This is a genomic window from Fulvivirga sedimenti (assembly GCF_020328055.1).
Window position 1 is genome coordinate 38,606 of the sequence record NZ_JAIXNE010000005.1, and the last position, 25,042, is coordinate 63,647.

Annotated in this window: 25 protein-coding genes and 1 tRNA gene; 14 read left to right on the forward strand and 12 right to left on the reverse strand. The window is 44.3% G+C overall.

From position 1 onward, the window contains the following. Positions 1–58 precede the first annotated feature (58 nt). The 4 genes from pheT (at position 59) to rny (ending at position 4,742) form a co-directional block, all read left to right on the forward strand. Complete coding sequence (gene pheT / locus LDX50_RS23870; protein WP_225698796.1) at positions 59–2,476, forward strand: phenylalanine--tRNA ligase subunit beta; 2,418 nt, start codon at positions 59–61, stop codon at positions 2,474–2,476. Position 2,477: 1 nt separating this feature from the next. Continuing rightward, entirely contained in the window at positions 2,478–2,771 is a 294-nt protein-coding gene (locus LDX50_RS23875; RefSeq protein WP_225698797.1) for a hypothetical protein, read from the forward strand. 5 nt (positions 2,772–2,776) lie between these two features. Continuing rightward, positions 2,777–3,061: a cell division protein ZapA gene (locus LDX50_RS23880; protein ID WP_225698798.1), complete on the forward strand. Its 285-nt coding sequence runs from the start codon at positions 2,777–2,779 to the stop codon at positions 3,059–3,061. 115 nt (positions 3,062–3,176) lie between these two features. Next, positions 3,177–4,742: a ribonuclease Y gene (gene rny, locus LDX50_RS23885; protein ID WP_225698799.1), complete on the forward strand. Its 1,566-nt coding sequence runs from the start codon at positions 3,177–3,179 to the stop codon at positions 4,740–4,742. Between the two features lie 144 nt (positions 4,743–4,886). Here rny and LDX50_RS23890 read toward each other — a convergent pair whose 3' ends face one another. Then, entirely contained in the window at positions 4,887–5,813 is a 927-nt protein-coding gene (locus LDX50_RS23890; protein WP_225698800.1) for an energy transducer TonB, read from the reverse strand. A gap of 66 nt (positions 5,814–5,879) precedes the next feature. Further along, positions 5,880–7,616, reverse strand: a complete 1,737-nt coding sequence (locus LDX50_RS23895) for an alpha/beta hydrolase-fold protein (RefSeq protein WP_225698801.1) — start codon at positions 7,614–7,616, stop codon at positions 5,880–5,882. Positions 7,617–7,783: 167 nt separating this feature from the next. Here LDX50_RS23895 and LDX50_RS23900 point away from each other — a divergent pair, with 167 nt between their 5' ends. Next, on the forward strand, positions 7,784–8,314 hold the full coding sequence (locus tag LDX50_RS23900) for a GNAT family N-acetyltransferase (RefSeq protein WP_225698802.1): 531 nt from the start codon (positions 7,784–7,786) through the stop codon (positions 8,312–8,314). Here LDX50_RS23900 and LDX50_RS23905 read toward each other — a convergent pair. Genes LDX50_RS23905 through LDX50_RS23915 form a run of 3 tightly spaced genes read right to left on the reverse strand, consistent with a single transcriptional unit; the run spans position 8,307 to position 9,901 of the window. Continuing rightward, entirely contained in the window at positions 8,307–8,765 is a 459-nt protein-coding gene (locus tag LDX50_RS23905) for a GreA/GreB family elongation factor (RefSeq protein ID WP_225698803.1), read from the reverse strand. The genes LDX50_RS23900 and LDX50_RS23905 overlap by 8 nt on opposite strands. A 60-nt stretch (positions 8,766–8,825) precedes the next feature. Beyond that, entirely contained in the window at positions 8,826–9,587 is a 762-nt protein-coding gene (locus LDX50_RS23910) for an acyl-[acyl-carrier-protein] thioesterase (protein ID WP_225698804.1), read from the reverse strand. Further along, positions 9,587–9,901 (reverse strand): putative quinol monooxygenase, encoded by a 315-nt coding sequence (locus LDX50_RS23915; protein WP_225698805.1) that lies wholly within the window; start codon positions 9,899–9,901, stop codon positions 9,587–9,589. Before LDX50_RS23915 ends, LDX50_RS23910 begins: the two co-directional genes overlap by 1 nt. Before the next feature lie 78 nt (positions 9,902–9,979). On the opposite strand from LDX50_RS23915, the gene LDX50_RS23920 reads away from it, so the two are divergent. Continuing rightward, a complete protein-coding gene (locus LDX50_RS23920; protein ID WP_225698806.1) occupies positions 9,980–10,420 on the forward strand; it encodes a hypothetical protein in 441 nt (146 codons plus the stop codon). A gap of 8 nt (positions 10,421–10,428) precedes the next feature. Here the strand turns inward: LDX50_RS23920 and LDX50_RS23925 are convergent, their stop codons facing one another. The 3 genes from LDX50_RS23925 to LDX50_RS23935 all read right to left on the reverse strand — a co-directional run bounded on the left by LDX50_RS23925 (position 10,429) and on the right by LDX50_RS23935 (position 13,010). Beyond that, entirely contained in the window at positions 10,429–11,586 is a 1,158-nt protein-coding gene (locus LDX50_RS23925) for a family 16 glycosylhydrolase (protein WP_225698807.1), read from the reverse strand. A gap of 79 nt (positions 11,587–11,665) precedes the next feature. After that, positions 11,666–12,757, reverse strand: a complete 1,092-nt coding sequence (locus LDX50_RS23930; RefSeq protein WP_225698808.1) for an adenylate/guanylate cyclase domain-containing protein — start codon at positions 12,755–12,757, stop codon at positions 11,666–11,668. 181 nt (positions 12,758–12,938) lie between these two features. Next, positions 12,939–13,010 (reverse strand) — tRNA-Arg (locus LDX50_RS23935). 196 nt (positions 13,011–13,206) lie between these two features. On the opposite strand from LDX50_RS23935, the gene LDX50_RS23940 reads away from it, so the two are divergent. After that, positions 13,207–13,884, forward strand: coding sequence for a dioxygenase family protein (locus LDX50_RS23940; RefSeq protein ID WP_225698809.1), 678 nt, complete (start codon positions 13,207–13,209; stop codon positions 13,882–13,884). 36 nt (positions 13,885–13,920) lie between these two features. Here the strand turns inward: LDX50_RS23940 and LDX50_RS23945 are convergent, their stop codons facing one another. From LDX50_RS23945 to LDX50_RS23955, 3 genes are all read right to left on the reverse strand, one after another. Continuing rightward, positions 13,921–14,127 carry an HTH domain-containing protein gene (locus tag LDX50_RS23945; RefSeq protein WP_225698810.1) on the reverse strand — a complete coding sequence of 69 codons (207 nt, stop codon included), beginning with the start codon at positions 14,125–14,127 and terminating at the stop codon, positions 13,921–13,923. A gap of 153 nt (positions 14,128–14,280) precedes the next feature. Beyond that, positions 14,281–14,490 carry a hypothetical protein gene (locus LDX50_RS23950; protein WP_225698811.1) on the reverse strand — a complete coding sequence of 70 codons (210 nt, stop codon included), beginning with the start codon at positions 14,488–14,490 and terminating at the stop codon, positions 14,281–14,283. A 16-nt stretch (positions 14,491–14,506) separates the two neighbouring features. Next, complete coding sequence (locus LDX50_RS23955) at positions 14,507–16,678, reverse strand: tetratricopeptide repeat-containing sensor histidine kinase (protein WP_225698812.1); 2,172 nt, start codon at positions 16,676–16,678, stop codon at positions 14,507–14,509. A gap of 124 nt (positions 16,679–16,802) precedes the next feature. Between LDX50_RS23955 and LDX50_RS23960 the strand changes: the two genes are divergently transcribed. Then, on the forward strand, positions 16,803–17,240 hold the full coding sequence (locus LDX50_RS23960; protein WP_225698813.1) for an SRPBCC family protein: 438 nt from the start codon (positions 16,803–16,805) through the stop codon (positions 17,238–17,240). On the opposite strand, the gene hflX is transcribed toward LDX50_RS23960, so the two are convergent. After that, complete coding sequence (gene hflX / locus LDX50_RS23965) at positions 17,241–18,413, reverse strand: GTPase HflX (protein ID WP_225698814.1); 1,173 nt, start codon at positions 18,411–18,413, stop codon at positions 17,241–17,243. It lies immediately after the preceding gene. Positions 18,414–18,562: 149 nt separating this feature from the next. Here hflX and LDX50_RS23970 point away from each other — a divergent pair, with 149 nt between their 5' ends. The 6 genes from LDX50_RS23970 to LDX50_RS23995 are packed head-to-tail and all read left to right on the forward strand — an operon-like array spanning position 18,563 to position 25,028. Then, the gene (locus LDX50_RS23970; protein ID WP_225698815.1) at positions 18,563–19,669 is read left to right on the forward strand and encodes a glycosyltransferase family 4 protein; all 1,107 of its coding nucleotides are present in this window, start codon (positions 18,563–18,565) and stop codon (positions 19,667–19,669) included. A gap of 28 nt (positions 19,670–19,697) precedes the next feature. Next, positions 19,698–20,252: a dTDP-4-dehydrorhamnose 3,5-epimerase gene (rfbC, locus tag LDX50_RS23975; protein WP_255647392.1), complete on the forward strand. Its 555-nt coding sequence runs from the start codon at positions 19,698–19,700 to the stop codon at positions 20,250–20,252. Next, a complete protein-coding gene (locus tag LDX50_RS23980; protein WP_225698816.1) occupies positions 20,249–20,998 on the forward strand; it encodes a polysaccharide biosynthesis/export family protein in 750 nt (249 codons plus the stop codon). Before rfbC ends, LDX50_RS23980 begins: the two co-directional genes overlap by 4 nt. 4 nt (positions 20,999–21,002) lie before the next feature. Next, a complete protein-coding gene (locus LDX50_RS23985; protein WP_225698817.1) occupies positions 21,003–23,312 on the forward strand; it encodes a polysaccharide biosynthesis tyrosine autokinase in 2,310 nt (769 codons plus the stop codon). Beyond that, entirely contained in the window at positions 23,302–24,048 is a 747-nt protein-coding gene (locus tag LDX50_RS23990; RefSeq protein ID WP_225698818.1) for a tyrosine-protein phosphatase, read from the forward strand. Before LDX50_RS23985 ends, LDX50_RS23990 begins: the two co-directional genes overlap by 11 nt. Continuing rightward, complete coding sequence (locus LDX50_RS23995; RefSeq protein WP_225698819.1) at positions 24,048–25,028, forward strand: NAD-dependent epimerase/dehydratase family protein; 981 nt, start codon at positions 24,048–24,050, stop codon at positions 25,026–25,028. Before LDX50_RS23990 ends, LDX50_RS23995 begins: the two co-directional genes overlap by 1 nt. The last annotated feature ends 14 nt before the right edge of the window (positions 25,029–25,042 follow it).

Below are 25,042 nucleotides of genomic sequence, written 5' to 3' on the forward strand. Positions count from 1 at the left end.
TGCATCCCAGAAGTGGCGGAATTATGTAGTTTTGTTGGATTAATCAAGTACTCAGGATATGAAAATTTCCCTTAACTGGCTTAAGGAATATATCGAACTGGATGAATCCCCGGAAAAAATAGGTGAACGGCTTACAGACACAGGTCTTGAAGTTGAATCCATTGAAACAATTGAAGCGGTAAGAGGCGGAATGCAGGGGCTTGTGATCGGTGAAGTTCTACAATGCGAACCCCATGAGAATGCCGACAGGCTAAAAGTGACAATGGTGGATATTGGGGCTGATGAGCCCGTACAGATTGTGTGTGGCGCCCCCAATGTAGATGCAGGACAAAAGGTTGTAGTCGCTACCGTAGGGACAATGCTATATCCCAAAGATGGTGAGGCATTTGAAATCCGTAAAGCAAAGATTCGGGGAGTGGCTTCGGCAGGCATGATCTGTGCCGAGGATGAGATCGGATTGGGAGAGAGTCATGACGGCATTATGGTGCTTTCAACAGACCTGGACAATGGTACACCAGCAGCCAATTATTTTAACCTTCAGGATGATCATATAATCGAAATCGGCCTTACGCCTAACAGAGCTGATGCTGCGTCCCATATCGGGGTGGCCCGTGATCTTAAAGCCGTGTTGCACAAGGAAGTTCTGTGGCCTGACGTAAGTGCGTTTCCCGACAATATTTCCGGTACACCCGTTTCCGTTGAAGTCCTGAATACTGAGGCATGTCCGAGGTATTCCGGCCTCACCCTCGAAAACATAACCGTTGGTCCCTCTCCTGAATGGCTTCAGAACAGATTGCGTTCCATCGGCCTGGCCCCAATCAATAACATTGTTGATATCACCAATTTTGTCTTGCATGAAACAGGACAGCCGATGCATGCCTTTGATGCCGATAAAATCAGCGGTCAAAAAGTGATCGTTCAGACATTGCCTGAGGGCACTACTTTTACCACGCTTGATGAGAAGGAAAGAAAGCTGGCAGCAGGTGATCTGATGATCTGCGACGGCGGAAACAGTGGAATGTGTATAGCAGGTGTTTTCGGCGGGACAGGTTCCGGGGTAAAGGAATCTACCAGGCGAGTCTTTCTTGAAAGTGCCTATTTCTCCCCTGATTATATTCGAAAGACCGCACAATATCATAAGTTGAAGACAGACGCTTCCTTTAGATATGAGCGAGGCACTGATCCGGAAATTACGGTTTATGCATTAAAACGCGCTGCTTTGTTGATGCAGGAAATTGCAGGAGCAACCATTGCCTCTGAGATCATCGATATTTATCCGCAGAAGATTGAGCCGAAAATTATTGAGGTAAGTTATGCTCATATCGACCGGCTTATTGGTATTCCTGTACCCACTCCTACGGTCGAAACAATCCTGAAGCGCCTGGATATCCAAATGACCGACCTCACGGATGATGGCTTTCGCGCCGTTGTTCCACCTTATCGGGTTGATGTGACACGCGAGGCAGACATTATTGAGGAAGTCTTGCGCATTTATGGATTTAACCAGGTTCCTCTTCCGGAAAGCTTGTCCAGCGATTTCCTGGCTGAGTTCGATGAGAAAAGTCCGGACAAGCTGCAACGAACCATTAGTGATTTACTGGTTTCAAACGGCTTTTTTGAAATCATTACAAATTCGCTGACAAAACCTGCTTATTCAGCCGATTATGGCGTTTCAAACCCTGAAGAAAGCGTTGAAATTTTAAATAAACTCAGCGAAGACCTGGGGGTAATGCGTCAATCACTGCTCTTCAGCATGCTGGAAGTGGCCCAGTATAATATCAGCCATAAGCAAACAGAACTCAGGCTTTTTGAATTTGGCAAGGAGTACTCCAAACACGATGATAAATATACAGAACGTCAACGCCTTGGGTTAATTTTTTCGGGCAAATTCCTGGAAGAAAACTGGCAGAAGACCGACCGGGATGTACATTTCCATGACCTCTCCGGGGTAGTGCACCTTATCCTGAGCAGGATCCTCAATGCTTCGCTTCAACAGGAAGTCGTAAGTGATCCCCGATTCTCATATACACTTTCACTAAGGGTGGGTAAAAGGGAAATCGCGCGTTTAGGGATGGTTGATTCAAAGCTTTCGCGAAAGTTTGGAATTCGGCAGAATGTTTATTTTGCCGATATTGATTGGGATCAGGTTATCAGAATTTCAAATAATAGTATTATATTCAAAGAAGTTGCCAAATTCCCTGAGGTACGGAGGGATTTATCACTGGTAATCAGTAAGAATATAACATTCGAAGATATCAGAATGCTGGCCCTTAAAAATGAATCTAAAATTCTGAAGGACGTTCGGATGTTTGATGTGTATGAAGGCGACAAAATTGAATCGGGCAAAAAGGCCTACGCACTTACCTTCACATTACAGGACAGAAACCGTACACTGGATGACAAGGTTATCGATAAAACAATGAACAGGTTGATGAGTGCTTTTGAAACCGAATTAAATGCTCTAATACGAAAATAAAATGAATAACGATCTGCTTCGAAATGAATTTTCTTCGCTGGAAAGAAAGGTATCCCTTTTACTAAATGAACACAAAAAACTTCGTTCGGAACTGGCCGGTGTACAGGCCGAAAATGAAGGTCTGAGAGAAGAATTGAAGCAACGGGATGAGCAAATAACCGGCTTTCAAAATAAGTTTAAAATTAGTAAGATTGTAAATAGCATAGATACAGAAGGGCAAGATACTTCTGAGCTGAAAAGAAAGATTGATGAATATATAAAAGAGATCGATAAATGCATTGCGCATATTAGTTAACGCGTATGGACGAACTTTCAATAAAAATAAAAATTGCGGACCGGGAATATCCAATGAAGGTGAGACCCGAAGATGAGGAGCGTGTTCGCAAAGCTGGAAAAAGTATCAATGAAAGATTGCGTAATTACCGCGAGCGCTTTGGTATCGATGATAAACAGGATCTATTATCCATGGTTGCTTTTGATTGCCTGATAGAAAAGATGGAAGCTGAAGAAAAGAGTTACGGGGCAGATGAAAGCGTTCTGGAAAAAATTAATGATCTGAATAACCGTATCAGTCAGGCACTCTGACGGGTACAACATACTTTCCTTCCTTTTAGCGGATGTATAATCCCGCATTCTGTATCGTTGCAGGTACAGCCAGGTAAAACGTACCCGGCCGGGGCCGTTTTCTAAACCTAACAACATGATGGATATACTATATATGATCGTCACCGGAGTGATATTTCTGGTGATTGGCATCCTTGTAGGCCGTGCGCTCAAAGGAAAGGCCAATAGGGAGAAGGAACTGGAGATTGAAGAAAAAGGTCGGACAATCATCAGGGAAGCAGAAATTGCAGCAGAGAATATTAAGAAGGACCGAATACTGGAAGCAAAGGAAAAATTCCTCAAGCTTAAAAGTGAGTTTGAAGAAGAGGTTTCCCGAAAAAAGCAACTGCTCATAACGAATGAAAATAAGCTGAAGCAAAAAGATCAGCACCTGAGCAAAGAGTTTGAAAAATTAAAAACAGGGCGAGCGGAAGTCGATGAACTCAAAGAACAGCTCAACAGTCAGATTGAAGTCATCAACCTGAAGAAGGCTGAGATAGAAAAGTTCAACCAGCAAAAAATCAGTATGCTGGAGAAAATCTCAAATCTCACAGCAGACGAAGCACGAGAAAAATTGATGGAATCCCTGCAGGACGAAGCGCGGACTAAGGCCTCTTCCACTATTAAGGATATTCTGGAGGAAGCGAAATTGACCGCAACCAAAGATGCCAAAAAGATCGTTCTGGAAACAATTCAGCGAACAGCGACTGAACATGCGATAGAAAACTGTGTGTCTATTTTCAATATTGAAAGTGATGATATCAAGGGGAAAATCATTGGGCGTGAAGGCCGAAACATTCGTGCTCTCGAGGCCGCTACCGGCGTAGAAATTATTGTGGACGATACACCCGAAGCAATAATTATTTCCGGGTTTGATCCGGTGAGAAGGGAGATAGCCCGTCTGTCGTTACACCGACTGGTACAGGATGGCAGAATTCACCCTGCCAGGATCGAGGAGATTGTGGCAAAAACAACAAAGAACATAGAGGAGGAAATCGTAGAGATCGGTGAGCGTACTGTTATCGATCTGGGCATCCATGGCCTCCACCCTGAACTGATAAAGATGGTAGGCCGCATGCGGTTCAGGTCGTCATACGGACAGAATTTACTTCAGCACTCCCGGGAAGTCGCCAACCTTTGTGCCACGATGGCTTCTGAACTGGGTCTTAATCCAAAACAGGCAAAACGTGCCGGACTGCTGCATGACATTGGCAAGGTGTGGCATGAAGAGCCTGAAAAACCCCACGCCATACTGGGCATGGAGCTGGCACAGAAGTACAAGGAACACCCCGTGGTTTGCAATGCCATCGGAGCTCACCACGATGAGATTGAAATGACCTCGTTGATTTCTCCCATTGTACAGGCTTGTGATGCTATTTCGGGTGCCCGTCCGGGAGCTCGGCGCGAGGTGATGGAAAGTTATATCAAACGACTGAAAGAACTGGAAGCCCTCGCAATCAGCTTTGATGGTGTACACAAATGTTATGCGATTCAGGCAGGCCGTGAGCTAAGAGTGATGGTCGATGCAGATAATGTATCCGACGAACGGGCCGGTCAGCTTTCCTTCGAAATCTCACAAAAAATTGAAAAGGATATGCAGTATCCGGGACAGATCAAGGTTACGGTAATCCGTGAAATGAGATCTGTATCCTATGCCAAATAAATTATTCGGGGAATAAAGACAAAGGACCTGCCAAATTGGAAGGTCCTTTTTAATTTAAGAATGAGGTGTTTCAGTTGTCCGGGATAACTGATATCTTCCCCACAATAAGGGGTTTGGGGTGGCATGAATTTTAAGGGAATCAGATCATTCAAGCATGAAAACAATGGGGATTATCACCTTCTGACTTACCGGAATTCCCCGATGCAGTGCCGGATTCCACATGCCCATCTTTCCGAGAACCCTGAGTGCTTCCTTGTCAAGTTCGGGTGAAATACCTCTCACAACTCTTAAATCCTGCGGAGTTCCGTCCTTGTCAATCGTAAATTCAACATAGACTTTGCCCTGATCTCCCATGGACATGGAATATTCAGGATATACCATATTCCGGCGAATCATATCATACAAATTTTCCTTCCCTGCTTTGTACTCCGTCGATTTAATTAGCACTGTATACCTGATTTCCGACCCATCCTCCAGAAAGGATTTACCATGTATGAATTCGCCATCCTCATAGGATTCTTCATAGACCTTTCTTCCTTCTTCGAATCCTGTCCAGACCTGATCTTTCTTGCCTCCTTTAACCTGCCCGTTGTGTGTTATTTCCTTGGTATTATAATAGTACAATCCATCCCCGTCTACAACGGAATGCAGACCGGCGCTATCATAAAATTGCATGATTAAGTGATCCTCTTCTACCCATTCAATTTCAGATTTCGGAGAACCATCAGCATACCACTCCTTCCATAATCCAACTTTTGAACCGTCGTGATAATTTCCCTCCGAAATTAGCTGACCAGCGGAATCCCATGTCTGCTCCTTCCCCTCTCGTGTACCCCTAAACTTTTTCTTGTAACCAGCAGTCTTATAGAGCTGCCCGGAAACATAATTAATGTAATAAACCGAAACGATATCCTCCCCCATCGAATATTGTTCAACCCGATCAGGATTATAAAAGTATTCGGCGTTTGTCGAATCATCTATTTGATTCAAATCCTTATCCAGCCAAACAGATCCCTGACAAAATCCATAAAGGGGGCATAAAATAAATATACCCGCAAGCAATGACTTCATATAAATCAATTAATAAATGCCGCCAAATATAATTGTTGACGCCTTATGAAGAAAATATAATAATCCCTAAAAACCCCAGTTCGCAAGGCGATTGCCGGAGGGTGCGGTCGCCTTTAAGCGCTCCCTGATCTTTGGAAGATACATGGTATTATACCGAAGCCGGCTGATGTAATTGGGGTTTTCCTGGTCTCCATTCCAGCAATGCTCCTGTCCGTCACCGTAATCCACTTCACCAGCGTAATACGGGTTAGTGGTACTTTCCAGAAACTGCTCGGTAAGCACCACGGCATTATTGAGGTAATAATTATCCATGTCGCCGCAATAGATATGGATTTTACCTTTCCATTTTTCCCCCTTCTCTTCCCAGTCCCGTTCCATAATGAACCGCAGGTCATAGTTTTCCTTCCAGTATTCCGCAACCTCATGATCAATCTTTCCGGTAATCTTGTCCCAGATGGGTTTCGGGTAGCCATCTTCTCCCATCGGCGAATAGACAGCCTGCCAGATATCCCACTGGTCACCGGAACGGCTGTTGCTGCCGAGCGCCAGCTCACGCTGGTTCGCTCTTGCGATGGTTGTGCTTACATGACCTTTATTGTCCCTGTGACCAGGTCGTGCAATCTTCATAAATTCTCCCTCCTGGTAGTAGGCATTGTCATCCTCATAAATATTCACCACGGTATAAGCCCGAAAATCAATGGGATCCGGACAGGCCGCAAAACAACCATTATACTCGTCAGGATACATGACCTGTACCGCCAGTGCTTCCCAGCCACCTGTGGAACCTCCATAGAGGAATCGGCCCCAGCCTTCCCCAACACCATTGTACATCTTTTCAACATGAGGAAGCAATTCATATGTGATGGCGTCGCCGTATGGTCCGAGGTTCGCTGAGTTAACAGCATAGCTGTCATCATAATATGGATTCTGATGCTGGATCTCCAGAACAATGAACCTTGGGAAATCCGGACTAACCCATCGTTGATAAAAGTCATAGGCTTCTTTCTGCTGAATATATTCATAGCCTGTGATGCCGAAGCGCTCATTATAGACATTATCATTGGGATCAGCTGTCGGTGGTTCGGTTCTGAAACCGCCAATCGTATAGGGAAAATGACCGTGAAATATCATCACAGGATACCGTGTATTCCCGGAAGGATCATAATCATGCGGAACCAATACGTTGGCCTGAAGGTACATATCCCTGCCCCAGAATTCCGTAAGCATCTCAGATTTCAGGCGAACATGTTTGATGTACTCACTGTCACTGGCCGGTTCAATGGCCGGAATTTCTTCTGTCAGGGTAATTCCTGCTTTCAGGTTATCGGTGAGATCAATTGAAACTGGAACACTATACAGGTTTTTAGGTGACCGATTCCAGTGCTGGCCCTCTCCCTGGTCCATGGGCAGTAAAACCGTTTTGCCCGGAGCAAGGTTAAACGTGTCATATTTATGAAGCACCGCCTGAACCGAATAGGTTCCGGAAGGAAAATCACTGAATTTCTCCACGGGGTATCCATATGCATTATCATCCAGCCTCACCGGTTCTCCCGGGTGCCAGTCATTCACATCTATACCAAATATCTGAGCCGTCTTTACATCATCCCTCACCTGGAACCGGGGCTCACTATCGGTGTTTGCAGCAAAAATAATGAGGAGGCGGCCATCAAAACCGGCCGGAACAGCAAGATCATCACCATAATTGATCTCAATCTCAGCAAAGGATGTCTCATCAATGCCTTGCTCGCAACTTAGCAGCAATGCAATGATGATATAAAATAATGGGGCACGAAAGAACTTCATACAATCGAAATTTGGTTCATTTCAAGATACTACTTTTTACTTTACTGCAAGTATTTTTATATATTGACGGAAAATATTTGCCTCTGAAAATCATCATTAAAATGCCTGGAAAAGTTTGATCGTAAATGCACATGCAGAAACGATTAATTAACTGAAACTTTTCCAAAATGAAACAGCTGGTAACTCAACGGTTACGGATAATCCCGCTAACCAAAGATCAATTATTGCTTCTGGAAAAACAGGACCGTTCTGAAGTACTGAAGCAACTTGGCTTATCAGATACCGACCTGAAAATCTCCGCCGGGGAATCTTTCCGCAAAGAGTTGGACAATGCTTACCCACATATTTGCAGAATGATTGACAGAAATCCGGAATATTTTGAATTCTGTACCCATTGGTGGATGATACTGCAGAACACGTGTGTTGGCGGTATTGGATTTGCCGGTCCGCCCGATGAACAGGGTGTTGTAATGATTGGCTACTACATTGATAAACGTTATGAAAATCTTGGCTTTGCGACTGAGGGACTAGGCGCCATGACAGACTTTGCGTTCCAAAACAACCAGGTACGATCCATCATTGCTGATACGCTGCCAGACGGATTGGCCTCTCAACGGGTTTTGATCAAAACCGGATTCAGGAATATGGGCAGGGCGGAAGAAGGAATTCGCTTTCGGCTTGATCGAAGCTTTAAATGACCGATTGGATTTCAAACTTTCGTCCATTGAGCTCAAACTGGTCGCCCGACTTCTTCCCCATCAGCAGCTGACCCACAGGTGATGAAAGAGCAACTGCAAAGTAGTCTTTCTCATCTACGGTGATTTTGCCGGCACCGATGGCCAGATAGTAATTTCCAAGATTGGTGATGACCAGGCTTCCGGCCTGGGCATCATCTGTATGTTTGGCCGGACGGATCATGCGTATGTCATCGAATAACCGCTGTGCTTCCTTGAGCTGCACCACCTGATTCTCAATCTCGATCTGCATCATCGCTCGCCCGGTTTCATATTTATCACCGGTACTGTTCTTAGTCTCCTCATCTGCCGCTTCCTTGGCAGACATGATAGCCTGCTGAATAGTATCGATGCGACGATTTACGTATGCGATGCACTCTTCGTAGAGTGACTGCTTAATTTGGGTTAGCTCCATGACTTAAAAAATAAGCACGAAGTTAGATGCATCTTTCCAAAAAGCGATGTATTGAGGTGATTATTTATTCGCCTTTTTAAAAATTATTCTGGCGCGAAAAGAAGGCTTGCCACTATGTACCAGAATCCCTTCAATCAAATGTTCGGAATCACGCATGACTTTATTGAGCTCAATACGATCGCCTGGCAAAATCTCCTGCAGAAAGTTCATATCAATTCGTGCTACCCTGTGTGCTGCATGAAAATCGACCGAATAAGAATCCATGATCCAATCGATATAGCGCGTGGTTGTAACATGACCATTCAAATCAAAATCAAAATAGTTCGGGATTATGGTCCGCTGATAATCGGTGGTAAGCGTAGTCGGTGAAAGTTTCTCGATCACCGAGGGGCCTGCCAGTTTACTTTTCAACCGTGTAAAAATTTTGTTTGCATCATCACTCAGTAGAGTGGGTCGTTTCCGGTTTTTGTCAATCGCCAGCCATGCCGACGAACCCACAACGAGGATATTGCCGTCCTTATCCCGTGCTTCGAAATCCCGCAGATAGACCAACCCGTCAATATCCCTTGGCCAGGTATCGATGATAACAGTGTCCCGCCAGTGAAAAGGAGATCTGATTTCCACACTCAGCCTGCTGAGCACCCAGAATAATTCTTTTTTCCGCAGGTAAGACAGGCCGAAACCCAGCTCATCAGCCGACCGTATTGCCGCCTGAATCAGCAAATTTATGAGTGCTCCCGCACGCAGTCTTCCATACATATCCGCTTCTGCGGTTGTAACGTCTTTTTCAATCCGACAAACTAATTGATTACCCGAACTCATTACTTATTCAACCCGTGACCTCCTAACACACTCAAATGAATTCCCGTTTTGGGCGAACCACTTAATAATGGCATCGCTCTCCCAATAAGTTCCTTTACTCCCGGGTATGCCAGCGAATTATCATGATCCTCTCTGGAATCCCAAACCTCAATTATCTGAACTGCGTCAGCATCATCTTCCAGTAGAGCCACCATATATTGTTTACACCCCGCTGCGTTTTCCATTAAACGCGATGCCTCCAGCAGAATTTCAGCCAGCTCATTGCCTTTGCCGGGCTGCGCCTGAAGTCTGCCAATCAAACCATAATTTGCCATAAAAATTATTTTGAGTGCAAGATGAAAAAAATCTATTTGCACTTCCAGCTTTCATGCAAAAGTTTGTGTCTTTGTGTTATGAATCGAATCATCATCGGAATTATACTGATCACCTGCGCCGCTTGCAATGACGGAACAGATCTGGATAACCCAATATTCATAGGGGTTGACAATACTTTTGAATTAAGATCACAGGCCACAGCAGGTGTTATATCTTTATCACAGGACACTGTAACAGTTGAAGTTTTAGAAATTCTTGATTCCAGGTGTCCCTCTGATGTTGTATGTATCTGGGCCGGATACGGCTACGCCAAATTGGCGTTAAGCCTTAACAACGATGCTACTACCGTTGAATTATGCATTGGTCAATGTGCAAACGGGCCCTATCGTACTGCGGACACGGTGCGTTTTGAACTTGCCAATAAAGAGATGAGCGCTATTTTAGTTGGAATCAGCCCATTCCCTACTACCTCTAACGGCTCGGAAGAAAAACGTGCTTTGCTGGAATTTACAGATTAACCTCCCCACTATTTGAAGACCCTGATATAATCAACTTCCATGGTCTGAGGGAAAACAGTGGTTCCATCCGGATTTCCAGGCCAGTTTCCACCCACAGCTATATTGGCAATGAAAAAGAAGGGTGAATTAAAGGGATAGGTGGTATTTGGAACCCGGATGAATGACCTGTAAATCTGATTATCCACATACCAGCTCATTATATCCTCTTCCCAAACCAGAGTGAAGACGTGAAATTTATCAGAAAAGTCACCGCTATTCAATGTATAGCGCGCAGTATTGGTCTTATATCCTCCATGATCGTAATGAACTGTACCGTGAACAATTTCCGGCTCATGCCCTACGAGTTCCATAATATCAATTTCCCCGCATGCAGGCCAGCTCACATCATCAATGTTTTTACCCAACAACCAAAGCGCCGGCCAAACCCCCTGTCCTTTTGGTAGTTTTGCCCTGATATCAATCCGGCCGAATTGAAAATCAACCTTGTTCTTGGTGGTTATTCGTGCCGAATAAAAATCCCTTTCAATTTTCTCTGCGGTGATCGTTAAAAAGCCATCCTGAACTTTTACGTTTTCCGGCAAATCGGTATATGATTGCAATTCATTATTTCCCCATCCGCACAAGCCAACATCGCATCCATCACCTAATTCGTAATTCCAGGTTGCAGGATTGAGTTCTGTACCCTCAAATTCCTCCGAAAAGGCAAGGGTCATGGATGTGTAATTGTCAGGCGTATAATATCCGTTCTCATCCTCCAGTACCTCACCAATGGCATCATCATCGTTGATGGTGAGTGTATATGCAAACTCATTTCCATCCGCATTCAGAACCAGGTAAAATACTTCCGTTAATTCAAAATGTTCATCATCCAGGATCGTAAGATCAAGCGCGGCTGATTTTGATGTTTTGTCGAACGTCAATGTTCCGGCAGTTTCCTGAAAATCGACCCCCGGCTGAGCGGTACCCGCACGAAGAGAATAAGCTACATCCGTGTCTGATGCAAGAGTACCTCTTAAATTCAGGCTGATGTTTGAAGTACCTCCCGTTAAATCTTCATCGAATTCAACAACACTCACCGTAAACCCGTCGATTTTAGTATCAGGTTCCTCATCACCACCACCGCAGGCGATTAATAAAAAGGAAAGAAATATAAGATAATGACGCATATGTATTCACATTTAACCAAACGCTAAAATTACTGAAAAATGAGAAAGTGTCAGCCACATGCGACTCAATTCTGCATGCTTAATTCAGAGTAAACAGGGGTGACGCTTCAGATTTACCCCGAAGTGCCACTTTCCCAATGGATTTAACAGACAATGCACCTGAGGGAAATAAGCCCAGGAGACTATCCGAAAGAAGTATTAATACACCAAACTCGTTACACCGGCTTTGAATTCTGGCAGTTGTATTCAGCACATCACCTGAATAAACGATATCTCTTTTTAGTACTCCAATCTCTCCGACAGTAGCCCTTCCCACATGAAGGCCGGCTTTAAAAATGGGCACAGCTCCAAACTTGCTTTGATATACGGGGCCAGATTTAATTAATAGTTTCGAAATGTCTTGAAAACAACGTATACAATTCATATTCTTCGTCCCATTCTTAATGCTCCAACTCAAAACAACTTCATCACCCACATATTGATACACTTCTGCTTTTGTTGCCAGAAGAACAGGAGTGATTTCCTTAAAAATGTGCTGAAGGAAACGAAAATATTTTTCTTCCCCAATTTCTTCCGCAATGCGGGTGGAGCCCTTTAAATCGAGGAACATAAAAATTCGGTCTTCTACTTTCGGTTCAAAGTAGCGTCCTGAGAGAAACTTCATGAATACCCCCGGACCGTATTTATCATTAATGAATAAAGTGATCAGCGTTCCGATCAGAACCAAGAGCCAGAATGGGAATAAACGAACAAACTCATAGGAGAAAAAATAATCTTTCAGACCATTGACATAAGCTGTAGAAAATGATTTTTTGCCATCCCACATGGAGTCGATCACAAAATAGTTTTGTAAAGATGTCATCAAAAAAAAGAGGACAACATAGACTGCCATTCCATACAATAAACCCCGTGAATAGGAACGATCGCGAATCCAGGTTTGCAGAAAAAAGACTACTACCAGTCCTCCTATAAAACCATTCAGCACGAACGCCAGGGAGTTGATTACAAAATAAGTAAAAAAATTACCAGATGTACTCCAGCGGTATTCATATCCATAATCCTTCAAAATCGCAACTTCAAACAACAGCTGGATCATCGAAATAACTGTCCATGCCACCGTAATCCAAAGCACGGTCCTGAACTTTCGCTTTGTGTCGTGGGAAAGCCTCATTACATACTAAATGTAATAGAATTTTACTTAATCCTATTGTGACAGCAATTTGGAAATACATTCACAATCAGTGGAATGGTGAACCATCACAGGCTGATGGAATTCTCAGGGTAAAAAAGCGCATAAAAAAATTGGGCTCAAGTTGAACTGTATGCTCATACTCAAACCCAAACAGTCATTGTAGCCCCGACAGGAATCGAACCTGTATCTAAAGTTTAGGAAACTTCTATTCTATCCATTGAACTACGGGGCCATTAATAATTCGGAAGCCTTTTGCTTCCATTGTATTTTACTTTCTGAAATAACCTTTGGCAATTCCATGGACAACTTCTATTCCCTGCCTGCCGGCAGGTATCCATTGAACTACGGGGCCATATTCAATTGCTGTGCAAAGGTAATTAAATATCAATTCGCAGACAACGTTCATCCGAGAAGCATAATTTCTGACCGTGGATGACGTGAACGAAAAACCTTCAAAGGGAATCGCCGTATTTACAGGTGTGCGAACCTATATACTATTCATACTAATTCTCTTCCTTACAAGTACTTGTAAATCACAGGATAGAAAGCCACTGATTGCTGTCGGCGGACCGTGCGAAGGATGTGAAGCTATTTATGAATACGGCTCAAAAAAATTGAGCAACCGCGATACGCTTCCCGATTATAAGGAAAATGGGATCAAAATGCTGGTGAAAGGCACCGTTTTCAAAAAGGATGGAAAGACCCCCGCCAGCGATGTGATTATTTATATTTATCATACAGATCAAAATGGCATTTACCCCACCCGGGAATCCTCCTCCGGTTGGGAGAAAAGACATGGGTACCTCCGCGGGTGGATAAAGACCGGGGCCGACGGCACATTCTATTTTCATACGCGCAGACCCGCACCCTATCCGGGAAGAACAGAACCCGCCCATATTCATATTACGGTAAAAGAACCAGGCCTAACCGAATATTACCTGGATTCTTATCACTTTACGGATGACCCGTTGCTCACTGCAGACATAACCAACAAACTCAAAGATTTCGGAGGCTCCGGGCTGGTTACACCCGTTCAAAAAAATGATCAGCTGATCGTTGAACGGGATATTTATCTTGGCAGAAATATTATTGACTATCCAAAATAAAAGGATGCCTGTTCTATAAGCACCCTCTTTTGTAAGCTAAAGCGACTCAGCAATATAATATCGCAGTCGCTTCCTGCAATACCGGATCTCATGCCCGGCAGCACGTAAATGATTGATCATCCTCCTCACAGTCCGCTCTGAGCAGTCGTATTTTTCGGCGACTTCATACGGACTACTCACCCTACCTCGTTCAATCTGATGCAATAAATAATTGAGACGCTCCGTGTAAATTAAATAGTCCATAGGAGAATAGGTTTGAGTTGTAAATGAATAAACCAGGCTTATTCCCTGTGAGGAATTTACCTAATCAGAACATAACGTCAAAATAGTTTGACGTTTTGTCCAACTTATTCAATTACGACCTACTCACGGCCATCCACAAAAAATGATTCAAAATTATTTGTCAACGATGATGATGCGTTTATGAAGGTACTTTTCAACCACCTTCCGCATGGTAGATTCTCCGACTGTACCTTTTCGCATCCTGTATCTCAATTGTCTGAATTCCGCCCGTGTCTCATCATCGAGTTTCATCAGTACAGTTTCATCGTTAATGGCGATCAGAAATTGTTTCCTTAATTCCTTTTCGTACGAATAATCTTCCATAAGACAAAGGTACAGCTTATAGCCTGGGTATGAAAACGATCATCCTGGTTTGACCGGGAGTACAAAAAAATGAGATCCGTCCCCCGTGTTTTTCGACGATTTTATGAATAATGTTTAATCCAAGACCACTGCCCTCCCGTGCGAACTTAGTCGTGTAGAATTTATCAAAAACAAATGGTTGATCAAGGGCAGAAATGCCGCTTCCATTATCAGCAATCATCACAATTACATAGTCTTTCCACTGGTTATCGACGGTGATTTTAATACAGGGGTTTTCATCAGGAAGTGCCTGTATGCTGTTCAGAAGGATATTAATCCAAACCTGTGAGAGCTGCTGTGCATTTCCCCGCACCATAGGAGGGCTCTTTGGCATATCCAGGACAACATTCACAGCATATTTTAACTGATTATGCAATAACACAAGAACCCCTTTCAGGTTGTCAGCAATATTAATATCCTCAACAACCATTTCCACATTGCCCCCTCTTGAGCTCTCGCGTAAGGATTGGAGCACGAGTCTCATGCTTTCCAGGGATCGATCCACCCGGGTAAGTTCCCTTTTCAGCATAAGTGAATCATAAATAAGCCTGATGCCCGTTCCATCGTGACTCGAGTTGACAGTTATCTGCCCATGATCCAGGTGCTGCACCCCAAGATCAAGCAAACACTCGATAAGTTCACTGGAGTCTTTTCCCTCCGGCAATGCCTTCTGAAGTTCTTTACGGGCTGTTCGGCGAGCCATCCCGGTGAGATAAACATTGCCATGGTTCTTTTCGGATTCTTCAATTACAGTAGACCATTTTGCACGTTGATCATCCGACATCGTTTTTTCAAAAATTCGCTCAAACCGGGCGCTGCCTGACTCTACCGACGCAATAGCGGCGCTCAGCGGACTGTTGAGCTCATGTGCTATGCCGGCTATAAGAGACCCCAGGGCAGCCATTTTCTCCTGCCTGATCAATTGTTCCTGCATCTTCTCGAGGCGATTGAACGCTGCCTTTTTCTTCCTGTAATTATACCACCACATAATGGCCAGGATGCCAACGATGGCCGACATACCAATAAAGATGACGTTCGCACGGCGGGTGGAGGCCAGCGCTTCTTCACGTGCCGCCAGTTCGCCGGTATATGCCTTTTCGATCCATTCCAGTTCATAGGAATATATTTCATTGAGCACTTCCTCACCTTTGATCAGTTGTCGCATCGAGTCATATTTCTTCCAGTAACCTACTGACTGATCCAAAGAACCAAGCTGTTCCTGCAGTTCTGCCATTTGAAGATAATTGCTCTGGATGCGATGTGGCATACCCACCGAATACGCAATCTTCTGAGCCTCCTCGGTATATTCCCATGCTTTCCGGTAATTCCCCGATTGCTTCTCCACACTCGAAAGATTATCCAGTGCCATTTCCTGATGCGCCAGCAAGCCGTTTTCACGGGCCAGCGCAAGGACCTTCCTGAAATAAATCAGGGCACTTGAGAGATCATTCTGATTTAAGTACATCCCCCCCATGGCATTATAAAAATCACACCAAAGATCCGGACTGCAGCCCTGTGCGCATACACGCTGAAATTGGGCGAAGCGCTGATGCGCCTCTTCATAACGCCGCATGTAAGGCAGACAGGTCGCCAGGTTCACAAGAATCGCTGCATCGCTTCGGTCCGGCGTTTCTTTTTGAAGCAACGCGAGACTAAAATATTCATGCGCCTTCTGCCAGTTCCATAGTTTCAGATATACCAGGCCGATATTATTATAAATGGTAGCCAGCTCCTCCGACTGATTCCGCTTTTCCCGTAAAACAAGCGACATGTATAAATATCGCAAGGCATCCGGATAATTTCCGGCCGCATAGAGCGACATCCCCAGTCCGTTTGATGCCATCATCTCCCGCTCTTCAAAACCCCTGCTCCGCGATATTTGCCATGCATTCCTGTAATGCTCCACTGCCGAAGGGTAATCATTCAGGTAGCGATAGGTATACCCCAGCGCATATTCGGATCGAACTACGTTAAAATCATTACCAGCATCGTGTGCCGCCTCTAACATCCGATGTGCATAAAAGAGTGCACTGTCTGGGTTAAAATCTGCGTTGCGCGTAAAACCCTGCAGGTAAAACTCAAAGGAATGATCTTCAGGCACGGCTTCAACCTGCAGAAATGATAGGATAACCAGGAGTAATGCCGTCATAATTTATTGACTTTTTGTCAATATAATTAAAATATGTCACTTACATCCAACCAATCCACACACAGGTATCTGATTTTGCGGAATTCGGTATAATTTGTACCTTGTTTTTGACCCTTATTGCAAAATGATGGATATAAACCGCCAGACTCCGGCTTATTACCATACAGAAATATTCATAACTGCCCCGGCAGAAATGGTATATGAAACGCTTGCACGGCTTGAAAACTGGCCTGAATGGCAAGCTGATGTAAAAATAATCAGCGTTCCCTCTGAAATATTACCGGAAGGCATTTTCCGCTGGACCAATGCGGGTATGCAGATCACATCCCGAATTCTCAGGGCAGATTCTCCTACACGGCTGGAGTGGATCAGCCGGTCCATGTGGATTCGCGCACATATTCGTTGGGAAATGGAAGAAGGAAATGGAGGCACCGTTGTGCGTTTTGAACAGAGTATTCAGGGATTTGGCGCTGTCCTGTTAAAACCCGCACTAGTTAATTCCATGGAAACCACGCTGCTTGAGCTCAGAAAACATGTGGAATTGCAGGCTGTACTGGTCTGACTATTCGAAATGATAGGGATCGGGATGTATATAATTGGGAAATATCTCGTAATGCCGTTTGCGTACCATCTTGAAGATCTCCTTCCGCAGCAATTTAATATTGGTCTTTTTCAGAGCTGATATAAATACCATTTGGTCACCCGGACGCAAAAGATGTCTCAAATATTCAAACCTGCCGGCCTGATCATCGTGCTCATCAGCCGGTACCTGATCCATCTTATTGAAGACATATATGGTTGGCTTGTCGTAAGCCTTCAGTTCGCGCAATGTTTCCCTTACCACGTCAACCTGTTCCTCAAATGCAGGATGTGAAATATCAATCACATGGAGCAGGATATCAGCTTCCTGGGCTTCCGCCAGCGTTGATTTGAAGGATTCAATTAAATGGTGGGGTAACTTCCGAATGAATCCAACGGTATCTGACAGAAGGAATGGAATGGTATTGATCACTACTTTTCGAACGGTAGCATCAACGGTAGCAAATAATTTATCTTCCGCAACCGCATCATTCTTAGAAAGAATGCGCATCAGCGTAGATTTTCCCGTGTTGGTATACCCTACAAGGGCTACCCGCACAATCTGGTTCCTTGACTTTCTGCGGATTTCATCCTGCATCTGCATTTTCTCAAGTTTTTTCTTGAGTACAGAAATCTGGTTACGAATAATCCGCCGGTCAGTTTCAATTTCTTTTTCACCGGCACCTCCCCGGGTACCTGTCCCTCCCCGTTGCCGCTCGAGGTGGGTCCACATCCGGGTAAGCCGGGGCATCAGATACTGGTAACGCGCCAGCTCAACCTGCGTTTTCGCCTGCGCTGTCTGAGCACGCTGTAAGAAGATATCAAGGATCAGCAAGCTGCGGTCATAAATCTTGATCTTGAGTTCACGTTCGAGGTTGCGCAGCTGAGATGGACTAAGGTCGTCGTCAAAGATCACCACATCAATGGAAGACGCGGTAACATATTCTTTGATCTCCTGCAGTTTACCGCTTCCAATAAAAGTCTTGGGATCAGGATGGTCCAGTTTCTGGGTGAACCGGGCATCCGTTTGGATATGCGCGGTCTCGGCCAGGAATGCAAGTTCATCCAGATGATCCTTCATCGTCCGTTCATCCAGAAATTTATCTCCCACACCTACGATTACCGCGCGCTCTATTTGCTTTCCTGTATCCAGCATAAACTGTTAAAGATGTTTAATTTCGAATTAGTTCACTTCGGGGAAAAAAGTTACTTTTAACGAAATTTAGTATTAATATATTGACTGACAACTGGTTTCCTGTTAGCTTGAAATCAGTTTAGTGCAAGATTAACGGATAGACGCCAGATATGAAAATAGTAATGGTTCTCAACACCTCCTGGAATGTATATAATTTCAGGATGGGCCTTTTAAATGCGTTGAGAAACGACGGACATGAAGTTTTGGTTCTGGCACCTGAAGATTCTCACACCGCATTGATCAGGGAAGCCGGATTCAGGTTTTACCCGGTCACTATGGACAGTCGTGGGGCTAATCCTATTAAAGATGTAAGGCTTGTTTTTGAATTAAAAAGCCTTTACAAACGGATTAAGCCAGATATCATTCTACATTATACAATCAAACCAAATATTTACGGAACATTTGCCGCAGCCATGCTCGGCATACCTGTGATCAATAATGTTTGTGGTTTAGGAACTGTATTCCTGAAAAGGACGATCGTTTCGCGAATCGCTGAAACCATGTATAAACTGGCATTTCGATATCCAAAAAAAGTTTTCTTTCAGAATGATGCGGACCTCGAACTATTTCTCAAAAATGATCTTGTTAGTAAGAATATAACCGAAGTGATTCCTGGCTCCGGAATTAATCTTGCGAATTTTCTGCCAGCAAATGAATATCGGCGAAATGACCCGTTTACATTCCTGGTCATTTCCAGGTTAATTACAGATAAGGGTATTCTGGAATATGTTGGAGCCGCCCGAAAACTGCGCAGCGAAGGCCTGCCGGTTCGCTTTCAGATTTTGGGTGCAATGGATCCACAGCATAAACGCGGAATCGACCCCTCCATCATTGAAAGCTGGGTAAAGGACCGGACCATTGAATATTTGGGCACAACCGATGATGTCCGCCAGTTTATCTCAGATGCGGACTGCATAGTTCTTCCTTCTTACCGGGAGGGAACTCCCCGGTCACTACTGGAAGCAGCAAGTTGCGCCAAGCCCATAATTGCAACAGACGTTCCCGGATGCCACCATGTGGTCGAACATGAGTACAATGGATTATTATGTACTTTGAAATCTGCTGACGATCTGGCCCTTAAAATGAAGCAAATGGCATTGGCCGATAATGAGACCCTTCAGAAATTTGGAGAAAACGGACGCAAAAAGGTTGAATCAGAATTTGACGAAAAAATCGTTATTGAACGTTACCTGCATTCTATCCGGGAATTACAGTAAAAAAATTTAATACCTTTGACCATCCATTATGATAGAGGTAAAAGAAACAGGCATAGAAGGATTGGTTGAAATCATACCGGCTGTCTTCAGTGATGACCGAGGATTTTTCACCGAGATATATAATCGACAGAATTTTGTCAAATCCGGTATTACAACCGAATTTGTGCAGGACAACCTATCTTACTCGGTAAAGGGAGTAGTGAGAGGATTGCACCTTCAATATCCACCTCATGCCCAGGCAAAACTGGTAAGGGCAGTTAAAGGTCGTGTACTGGATACGGTTGTTGATATCAGGCCAGGCTCAGATACTTTTGGCAAGGTCTTCCAATGTGAGCTCACCGACAAAAAAAACAACGCTTTGCTCGTGCCCGCCGGTTTCGCACACGGTTTTGCGGCACTCGAAGACAGTATATTTCTCTATAAATGCTCAAGTCATTATGCGCATGAATTCGAGGGAGGTATTTGCTGGAATGATCCCGAACTGGCGATAAACTGGGGCATCGAAAAGCCGATAATCAGTGAAAAGGACAGTAAACTGCCATCTTTCAAGGATTTTCAATCAAATTTTAATAAGGTCTCATGAGTACACTCCGCCTTATCCTGATTCTGATACCTTTTGGTATATTGTTTTCCTGCAGTAGTTATAAGCAGAATATCATGTTCAAAACCGATGAATATGATTCGCTGCAAACACCTGTATGGACTGAAACAAGGTATACCATAGAACCTTACGATCAGTTGGAACTTCACGTTTTTACAAAGAACGGAGAAATCCTGATTGATCCGAATCTGGAGCTCATTGAAAGAAATTATCAGAATACTGAAACCATCAGACCAGAATTGTACTATGAAATTCTACCGGATGGAACGGTAAAAATGCCGATGATTGGTGAAGTGCAATTAATAGGTAAAACGCTGCCCGAAGCTGAAGCATACCTTGAAGCAAAGTATGCTGAATTTTACAATGAGCCTTTTGTGAAACTGCTGTATCTCAATAAACGCGTTTTCCTCCTGGGTGGATTTGGAAGCAAAGTGATTCCGCTGAGTAGCGAAAATATGACCGTGGCCGAAGTAATGGCACTTTCAGAACGTGATGATACGGATATTAAAGCAAGCAGTATTCGACTCATTCGTGGCGATGAAGTCTATGAAATGGATTTTTCAACCGTTGCCGGATATCAGCAGTCGCGCATGCGTGTCGAGCCGGGAGATATTGTTTATGTGGAGCCTGTTCGCAGGCCTTTCAGTGAGTTTTTACGTGACAATGCGCCTTTGATCACCATATTAAGCAGCCTTACCACACTCATCGCAGTGCTTATAAGCCTTTGATATTATGTCGACAAAAACAGTAGATGAAATAGGAATTGATTTGGATAAATTCTGGTCTGTTATCCGAAAAAATATCCTTTGGATCCTCCTGATATTCCTTTTTACCAACCTGATTGCATATCTGGTTATCCGCTGGACTAAACCTTTATTTGAATCAGAATCAATTCTGCGGCTGGATGTACAGGAAGAGGCTAATCTGCTGGGATTGGCACCGTTCCAGGATGCACCCGAAAACCTGCTGGCAGGTGAAATCGAACTTATACAGTCAAAACTCTTTCTGAACCGTATTATCGACTTCCTTGACCTGAAGGTGAGTTATTATGCCGCCGGGAATGTGCTGAATGACGAAAAATTCGGATCCGCCCCTATTCAGGTGGATGTTAATGTGCTTGATGATAAAATCCTGGATCAACGGATTTATGTGGAAATTATCGACGAATTTACCTACAAAGCCGGGTTTGGGAGTGAATCTGCACTGGAAGATTCTCCCATATATAAATGGGACCAGAGGGTATCATGGCCCGGTATGACATTCAGATTATATCTCACAAAGACCTATGACCCCAGCAGCGAGGTTCGTGTATATTTTTTCGTGGTAAACAGCCGGGATGCCCTGCTGAAATATCTTCAGGCCAATCTCATTGTTGAACCCGATAAAGAACTTGCCAAGACAATTCGAATCGCATATCAGGATAAAAGTGCAACAAAAGCGCAAGAAATCGTCGCCAGCATCGATTCACTTTATCTTCAGTATTCCGAACAGAAAAATAACCAGGAAAATGAACAAAAGATTGCCTGGCTAAATGATGAGCTTTCGAAAATAGAAAAGCAACTCGAGGGGTATGAGAATTATATCGAGAAATTTACGATCGAAAACCGCACCAGCGATCTCAACGAAGATCTGAAAAACGTACTGGTTTTAATGAATGAACTGGATTCCCAGCGATACAATTTCACCTCCAGAATCCGGCAGATCGATAAACTTTCAAAAGATGTAAAGTCGGGTGAGGCCGACTTCATTGATCTCAAAGCCATGGAATTGCCAGATTATATGGGTGAAGAACTCGATGCCCTGAATGAATTACTCAGAAGACGGGAGCGACTTGAATTATCCTATCGTGAATCAACACTGGCGATTCAGCAGCTCGATGAAAGTATCAAAAGCGCGCGGGAGTCTATATTGGGAAGACTGTCGGCACTTCGGGACCGCTTTGTGACCGATCTGGAACAGGTGGAAAAAACAAAAGCACGTCTGGAACAGGAATTCACCTCACTCCCCGGGAAAAGCAACGAATTCAACAAGAACAAACGCTTTTACGACCTTTACGAGGAGTTTTATCTTAGCCTGCTCCAATCCAAGGCAGAATTTGAAATTGCACGAGCCGGATCAAACACCGACTATGAAATCCTTTCGCCGGCTTCCACACCGGAATCCCCGATTTCACCTAATGTTTACCTCATTCATGGTGTAGGAGCCGTAGCCGGATTTATGCTTAGCATCCTTTTTATTGGAGTATCCTATCTGGCCAATAACAAGATCAATAACCTTTCGGAACTGGAAAAACTAACACCCGTATCAATCCTCGGTTCCGTTCCAACAGCTAATGTTGTGCTTAACACATCACAACTAATAGTACACAAGCATCCTAAGTCGGCCGTAAGCGAATCACTTCGTTCTATAAGAACCAATATTCAGTTCATGACGAGTAAGAAGGAAAAAAATATCATCTCGGTCACATCCACCATCGGTGGGGAAGGAAAGACATTTATTTCCGTAAACCTGGGAGGTATTATTTCCGTGACCAAGAAACGGGTGATCGTGCTTGATCTTGATATGCGAAAGCCACGGGTTCATTTGTCCTTTGGTGATGCCAACGAGGAAAAAGGTATATCCACCATTCTGATACATAAATATGATTACAAGGAATGTATTCGAAAAACCGAACTCGAATATCTCGATTATATTCCCGCCGGGCCTACCCCACCCAACCCTTCTGAATTATTGCTGAGTGCGGAATTCAAAACGTTGCTGGATCATCTTTCTGCCGAATACGATATGGTAATCCTGGACTCACCACCTATCGGACTGGTAACGGACGGAATTATTATCATGGAGCGGGCCGACCTGTCGTTATACATTATACGTTCCGGCTATTCAAAAAAGGAATTTGTCGAAACGCTAAACAGGGTAAACAAGGAAGAGAACCTTCATTCAAAAATCGCTGTTATCCTTAATGCTATGCCGAAATCCGGATCCTCCAGCTATGGTTACGGATATTACCATGACGGCAAGCACCACACAAATGCTACATAAGCTCAAGGACTTTTTTGGCAAAACCGGAGAGAATTCACCGCAACGGTCCTGTTTGAAAACAGATATTCACTCCCACCTTTTGCCGGGTATAGATGACGGTGTTGAATCATTCGAGGATTCTCTGGCTCTGATACGCAGGTTTTCTGCTCTCGGATACGAACGCCTCATCACCACTCCCCACGTAATGCATGACTTCTACCGCAATGATGCCGAAACCATCCGGAATCTGGCCGGAGAGCTGCAACATAAAATCCGGGAATCAGGCATACCCATCACCCTGGAGGCCGCAGCGGAATACTACCTCGATGAAGGTCTGATGGAGAAACTTGAGAATAACGAAGACCTGTTGACCTTCGGGAAAAACTATCTCCTGTTTGAAACTTCCTTTATCAATAAACCCATCTATCTTGAAGAATTCATCTTCAAATGTACAAGCCAGGGAATTGTCCCTGTGCTGGCACATCCCGAGAGATATGCCTTCGTGCATCAGGAACCTGGATTGTTGGGTGAGCTTGCGTCCCGGGGCGTATTGCTGCAGATAAATGCTAATTCAATCAGCGGCTACTATTCAAAGGAGGTAAAAAAGCTCACTCGTAAACTGATTGATCAGGGAATGGTTAACTTTGTAGGCAGCGATTGCCATTCCGAAAAACACATGAAACGTCTCGAACAGACCGTAAATGATCCGTACTTCGGAAAGGCTTGCGAATTACCGCTTTTAAATAAGTATTGTTAATGATCCTAGTTACGGGCGCCAACGGATTTGTGGGAAGTTATATTTGCAGGCAACTTGTGTCATCCGGGAAACCGGTGAAAGCACTTGTTCGTGAAGATGCCGATCTCAGACGTATCAGTGATATTCTGGATCAGATGACGATTTGTACAAGTGACCTGCTTGATCTACCCCTGCTGGATACACATTTCACTGATATCGAAAAAGTGGTCCATTGCGGTGCACAAATCTCATTTCACAGTTCAGATTGTGATGACCTGATGGCCGTAAATGTTGAAGGAACACGAAATATTGTAAATCTGTGCCTCAAATACGGTGTAAAAAAACTGGTTCATGTCAGCTCTACTGCGGCAATCGGACGAACCGGCCCCACAGACGTGCTGGATGAGGAAACCCCCTGGAATGAAACTAAACTGACCAGCTGCTATGGCAAATCAAAATACCTGGCGGAGCTGGAAGTATGGCGCGGACAGACCGAGGGCCAAAATGTGGCAGTGCTCAACCCATCTGTGATCCTTGGGCAAAAAACCCTGGGTAAGGGGTCCGGGCAACTGCTGGAATATGCGCGAAAGGAGCATCGGTTCTATCCTACAGGAGACCTGAATTATGTGGACGTCCGGGATGTGGCGAGCATTGCTATCCGGTTGCTGGACGACGAACATAACGGAAAGAAATTCATTGTTAATGCCGGGGCGGTATCATATCAAAGGTTCTTTACCGAAGTAGCGGAAATCGTGGGTATCCGTCCGCCGGAGATCGCGGCTGAAGGCTGGAAATTACGCATTGCAATATGGGGGGATTTCCTGCGTTCGGTATTCACAGGGAAAAGAAGAAACCTGAGTGCTGAAATGGTGCGATCCACGGCAGCCAAACCAGTTTTCAAAAATACCCGGGCTGTGAAGGAACTTAATTATTCATTTATTCCTTTAGCAGAATCACTGAAATGGGCATACGCCGAAAATTCGGAGAACGAAAAAAGTTAACAGGGCCGTAGGCT

Coding starts and splice junctions, on each gene's coding strand:
- LDX50_RS23880 (WP_225698798.1), top strand. CDS start 2,777: ATGGACGAACTTTCAATAAAAATAAAAATTGCGGACCGGGAATATCCA.
- LDX50_RS23875 (WP_225698797.1), top strand. CDS start 2,478: ATGAATAACGATCTGCTTCGAAATGAATTTTCTTCGCTGGAAAGAAAG.
- LDX50_RS23960 (WP_225698813.1), top strand. CDS start 16,803: ATGATGGATATAAACCGCCAGACTCCGGCTTATTACCATACAGAAATA.
- LDX50_RS23915 (WP_225698805.1), bottom strand. CDS start 9,901: ATGGCAAATTATGGTTTGATTGGCAGACTTCAGGCGCAGCCCGGCAAA.
- LDX50_RS23930 (WP_225698808.1), bottom strand. CDS start 12,757: ATGAGGCTTTCCCACGACACAAAGCGAAAGTTCAGGACCGTGCTTTGG.
- LDX50_RS23895 (WP_225698801.1), bottom strand. CDS start 7,616: ATGAAGTTCTTTCGTGCCCCATTATTTTATATCATCATTGCATTGCTG.
- LDX50_RS23900 (WP_225698802.1), top strand. CDS start 7,784: ATGAAACAGCTGGTAACTCAACGGTTACGGATAATCCCGCTAACCAAA.
- LDX50_RS23920 (WP_225698806.1), top strand. CDS start 9,980: ATGAATCGAATCATCATCGGAATTATACTGATCACCTGCGCCGCTTGC.
- LDX50_RS23905 (WP_225698803.1), bottom strand. CDS start 8,765: ATGGAGCTAACCCAAATTAAGCAGTCACTCTACGAAGAGTGCATCGCA.
- LDX50_RS23945 (WP_225698810.1), bottom strand. CDS start 14,127: ATGGACTATTTAATTTACACGGAGCGTCTCAATTATTTATTGCATCAG.
- LDX50_RS23995 (WP_225698819.1), top strand. CDS start 24,048: ATGATCCTAGTTACGGGCGCCAACGGATTTGTGGGAAGTTATATTTGC.
- LDX50_RS23980 (WP_225698816.1), top strand. CDS start 20,249: ATGAGTACACTCCGCCTTATCCTGATTCTGATACCTTTTGGTATATTG.
- LDX50_RS23955 (WP_225698812.1), bottom strand. CDS start 16,678: ATGACGGCATTACTCCTGGTTATCCTATCATTTCTGCAGGTTGAAGCC.
- LDX50_RS23950 (WP_225698811.1), bottom strand. CDS start 14,490: ATGGAAGATTATTCGTACGAAAAGGAATTAAGGAAACAATTTCTGATC.
- rfbC (WP_255647392.1), top strand. CDS start 19,698: ATGATAGAGGTAAAAGAAACAGGCATAGAAGGATTGGTTGAAATCATA.
- pheT (WP_225698796.1), top strand. CDS start 59: ATGAAAATTTCCCTTAACTGGCTTAAGGAATATATCGAACTGGATGAA.
- LDX50_RS23985 (WP_225698817.1), top strand. CDS start 21,003: ATGTCGACAAAAACAGTAGATGAAATAGGAATTGATTTGGATAAATTC.
- LDX50_RS23990 (WP_225698818.1), top strand. CDS start 23,302: ATGCTACATAAGCTCAAGGACTTTTTTGGCAAAACCGGAGAGAATTCA.
- LDX50_RS23890 (WP_225698800.1), bottom strand. CDS start 5,813: ATGAAGTCATTGCTTGCGGGTATATTTATTTTATGCCCCCTTTATGGA.
- LDX50_RS23910 (WP_225698804.1), bottom strand. CDS start 9,587: ATGAGTTCGGGTAATCAATTAGTTTGTCGGATTGAAAAAGACGTTACA.
- rny (WP_225698799.1), top strand. CDS start 3,177: ATGATGGATATACTATATATGATCGTCACCGGAGTGATATTTCTGGTG.
- LDX50_RS23970 (WP_225698815.1), top strand. CDS start 18,563: ATGAAAATAGTAATGGTTCTCAACACCTCCTGGAATGTATATAATTTC.
- LDX50_RS23925 (WP_225698807.1), bottom strand. CDS start 11,586: ATGCGTCATTATCTTATATTTCTTTCCTTTTTATTAATCGCCTGCGGT.
- hflX (WP_225698814.1), bottom strand. CDS start 18,413: ATGCTGGATACAGGAAAGCAAATAGAGCGCGCGGTAATCGTAGGTGTG.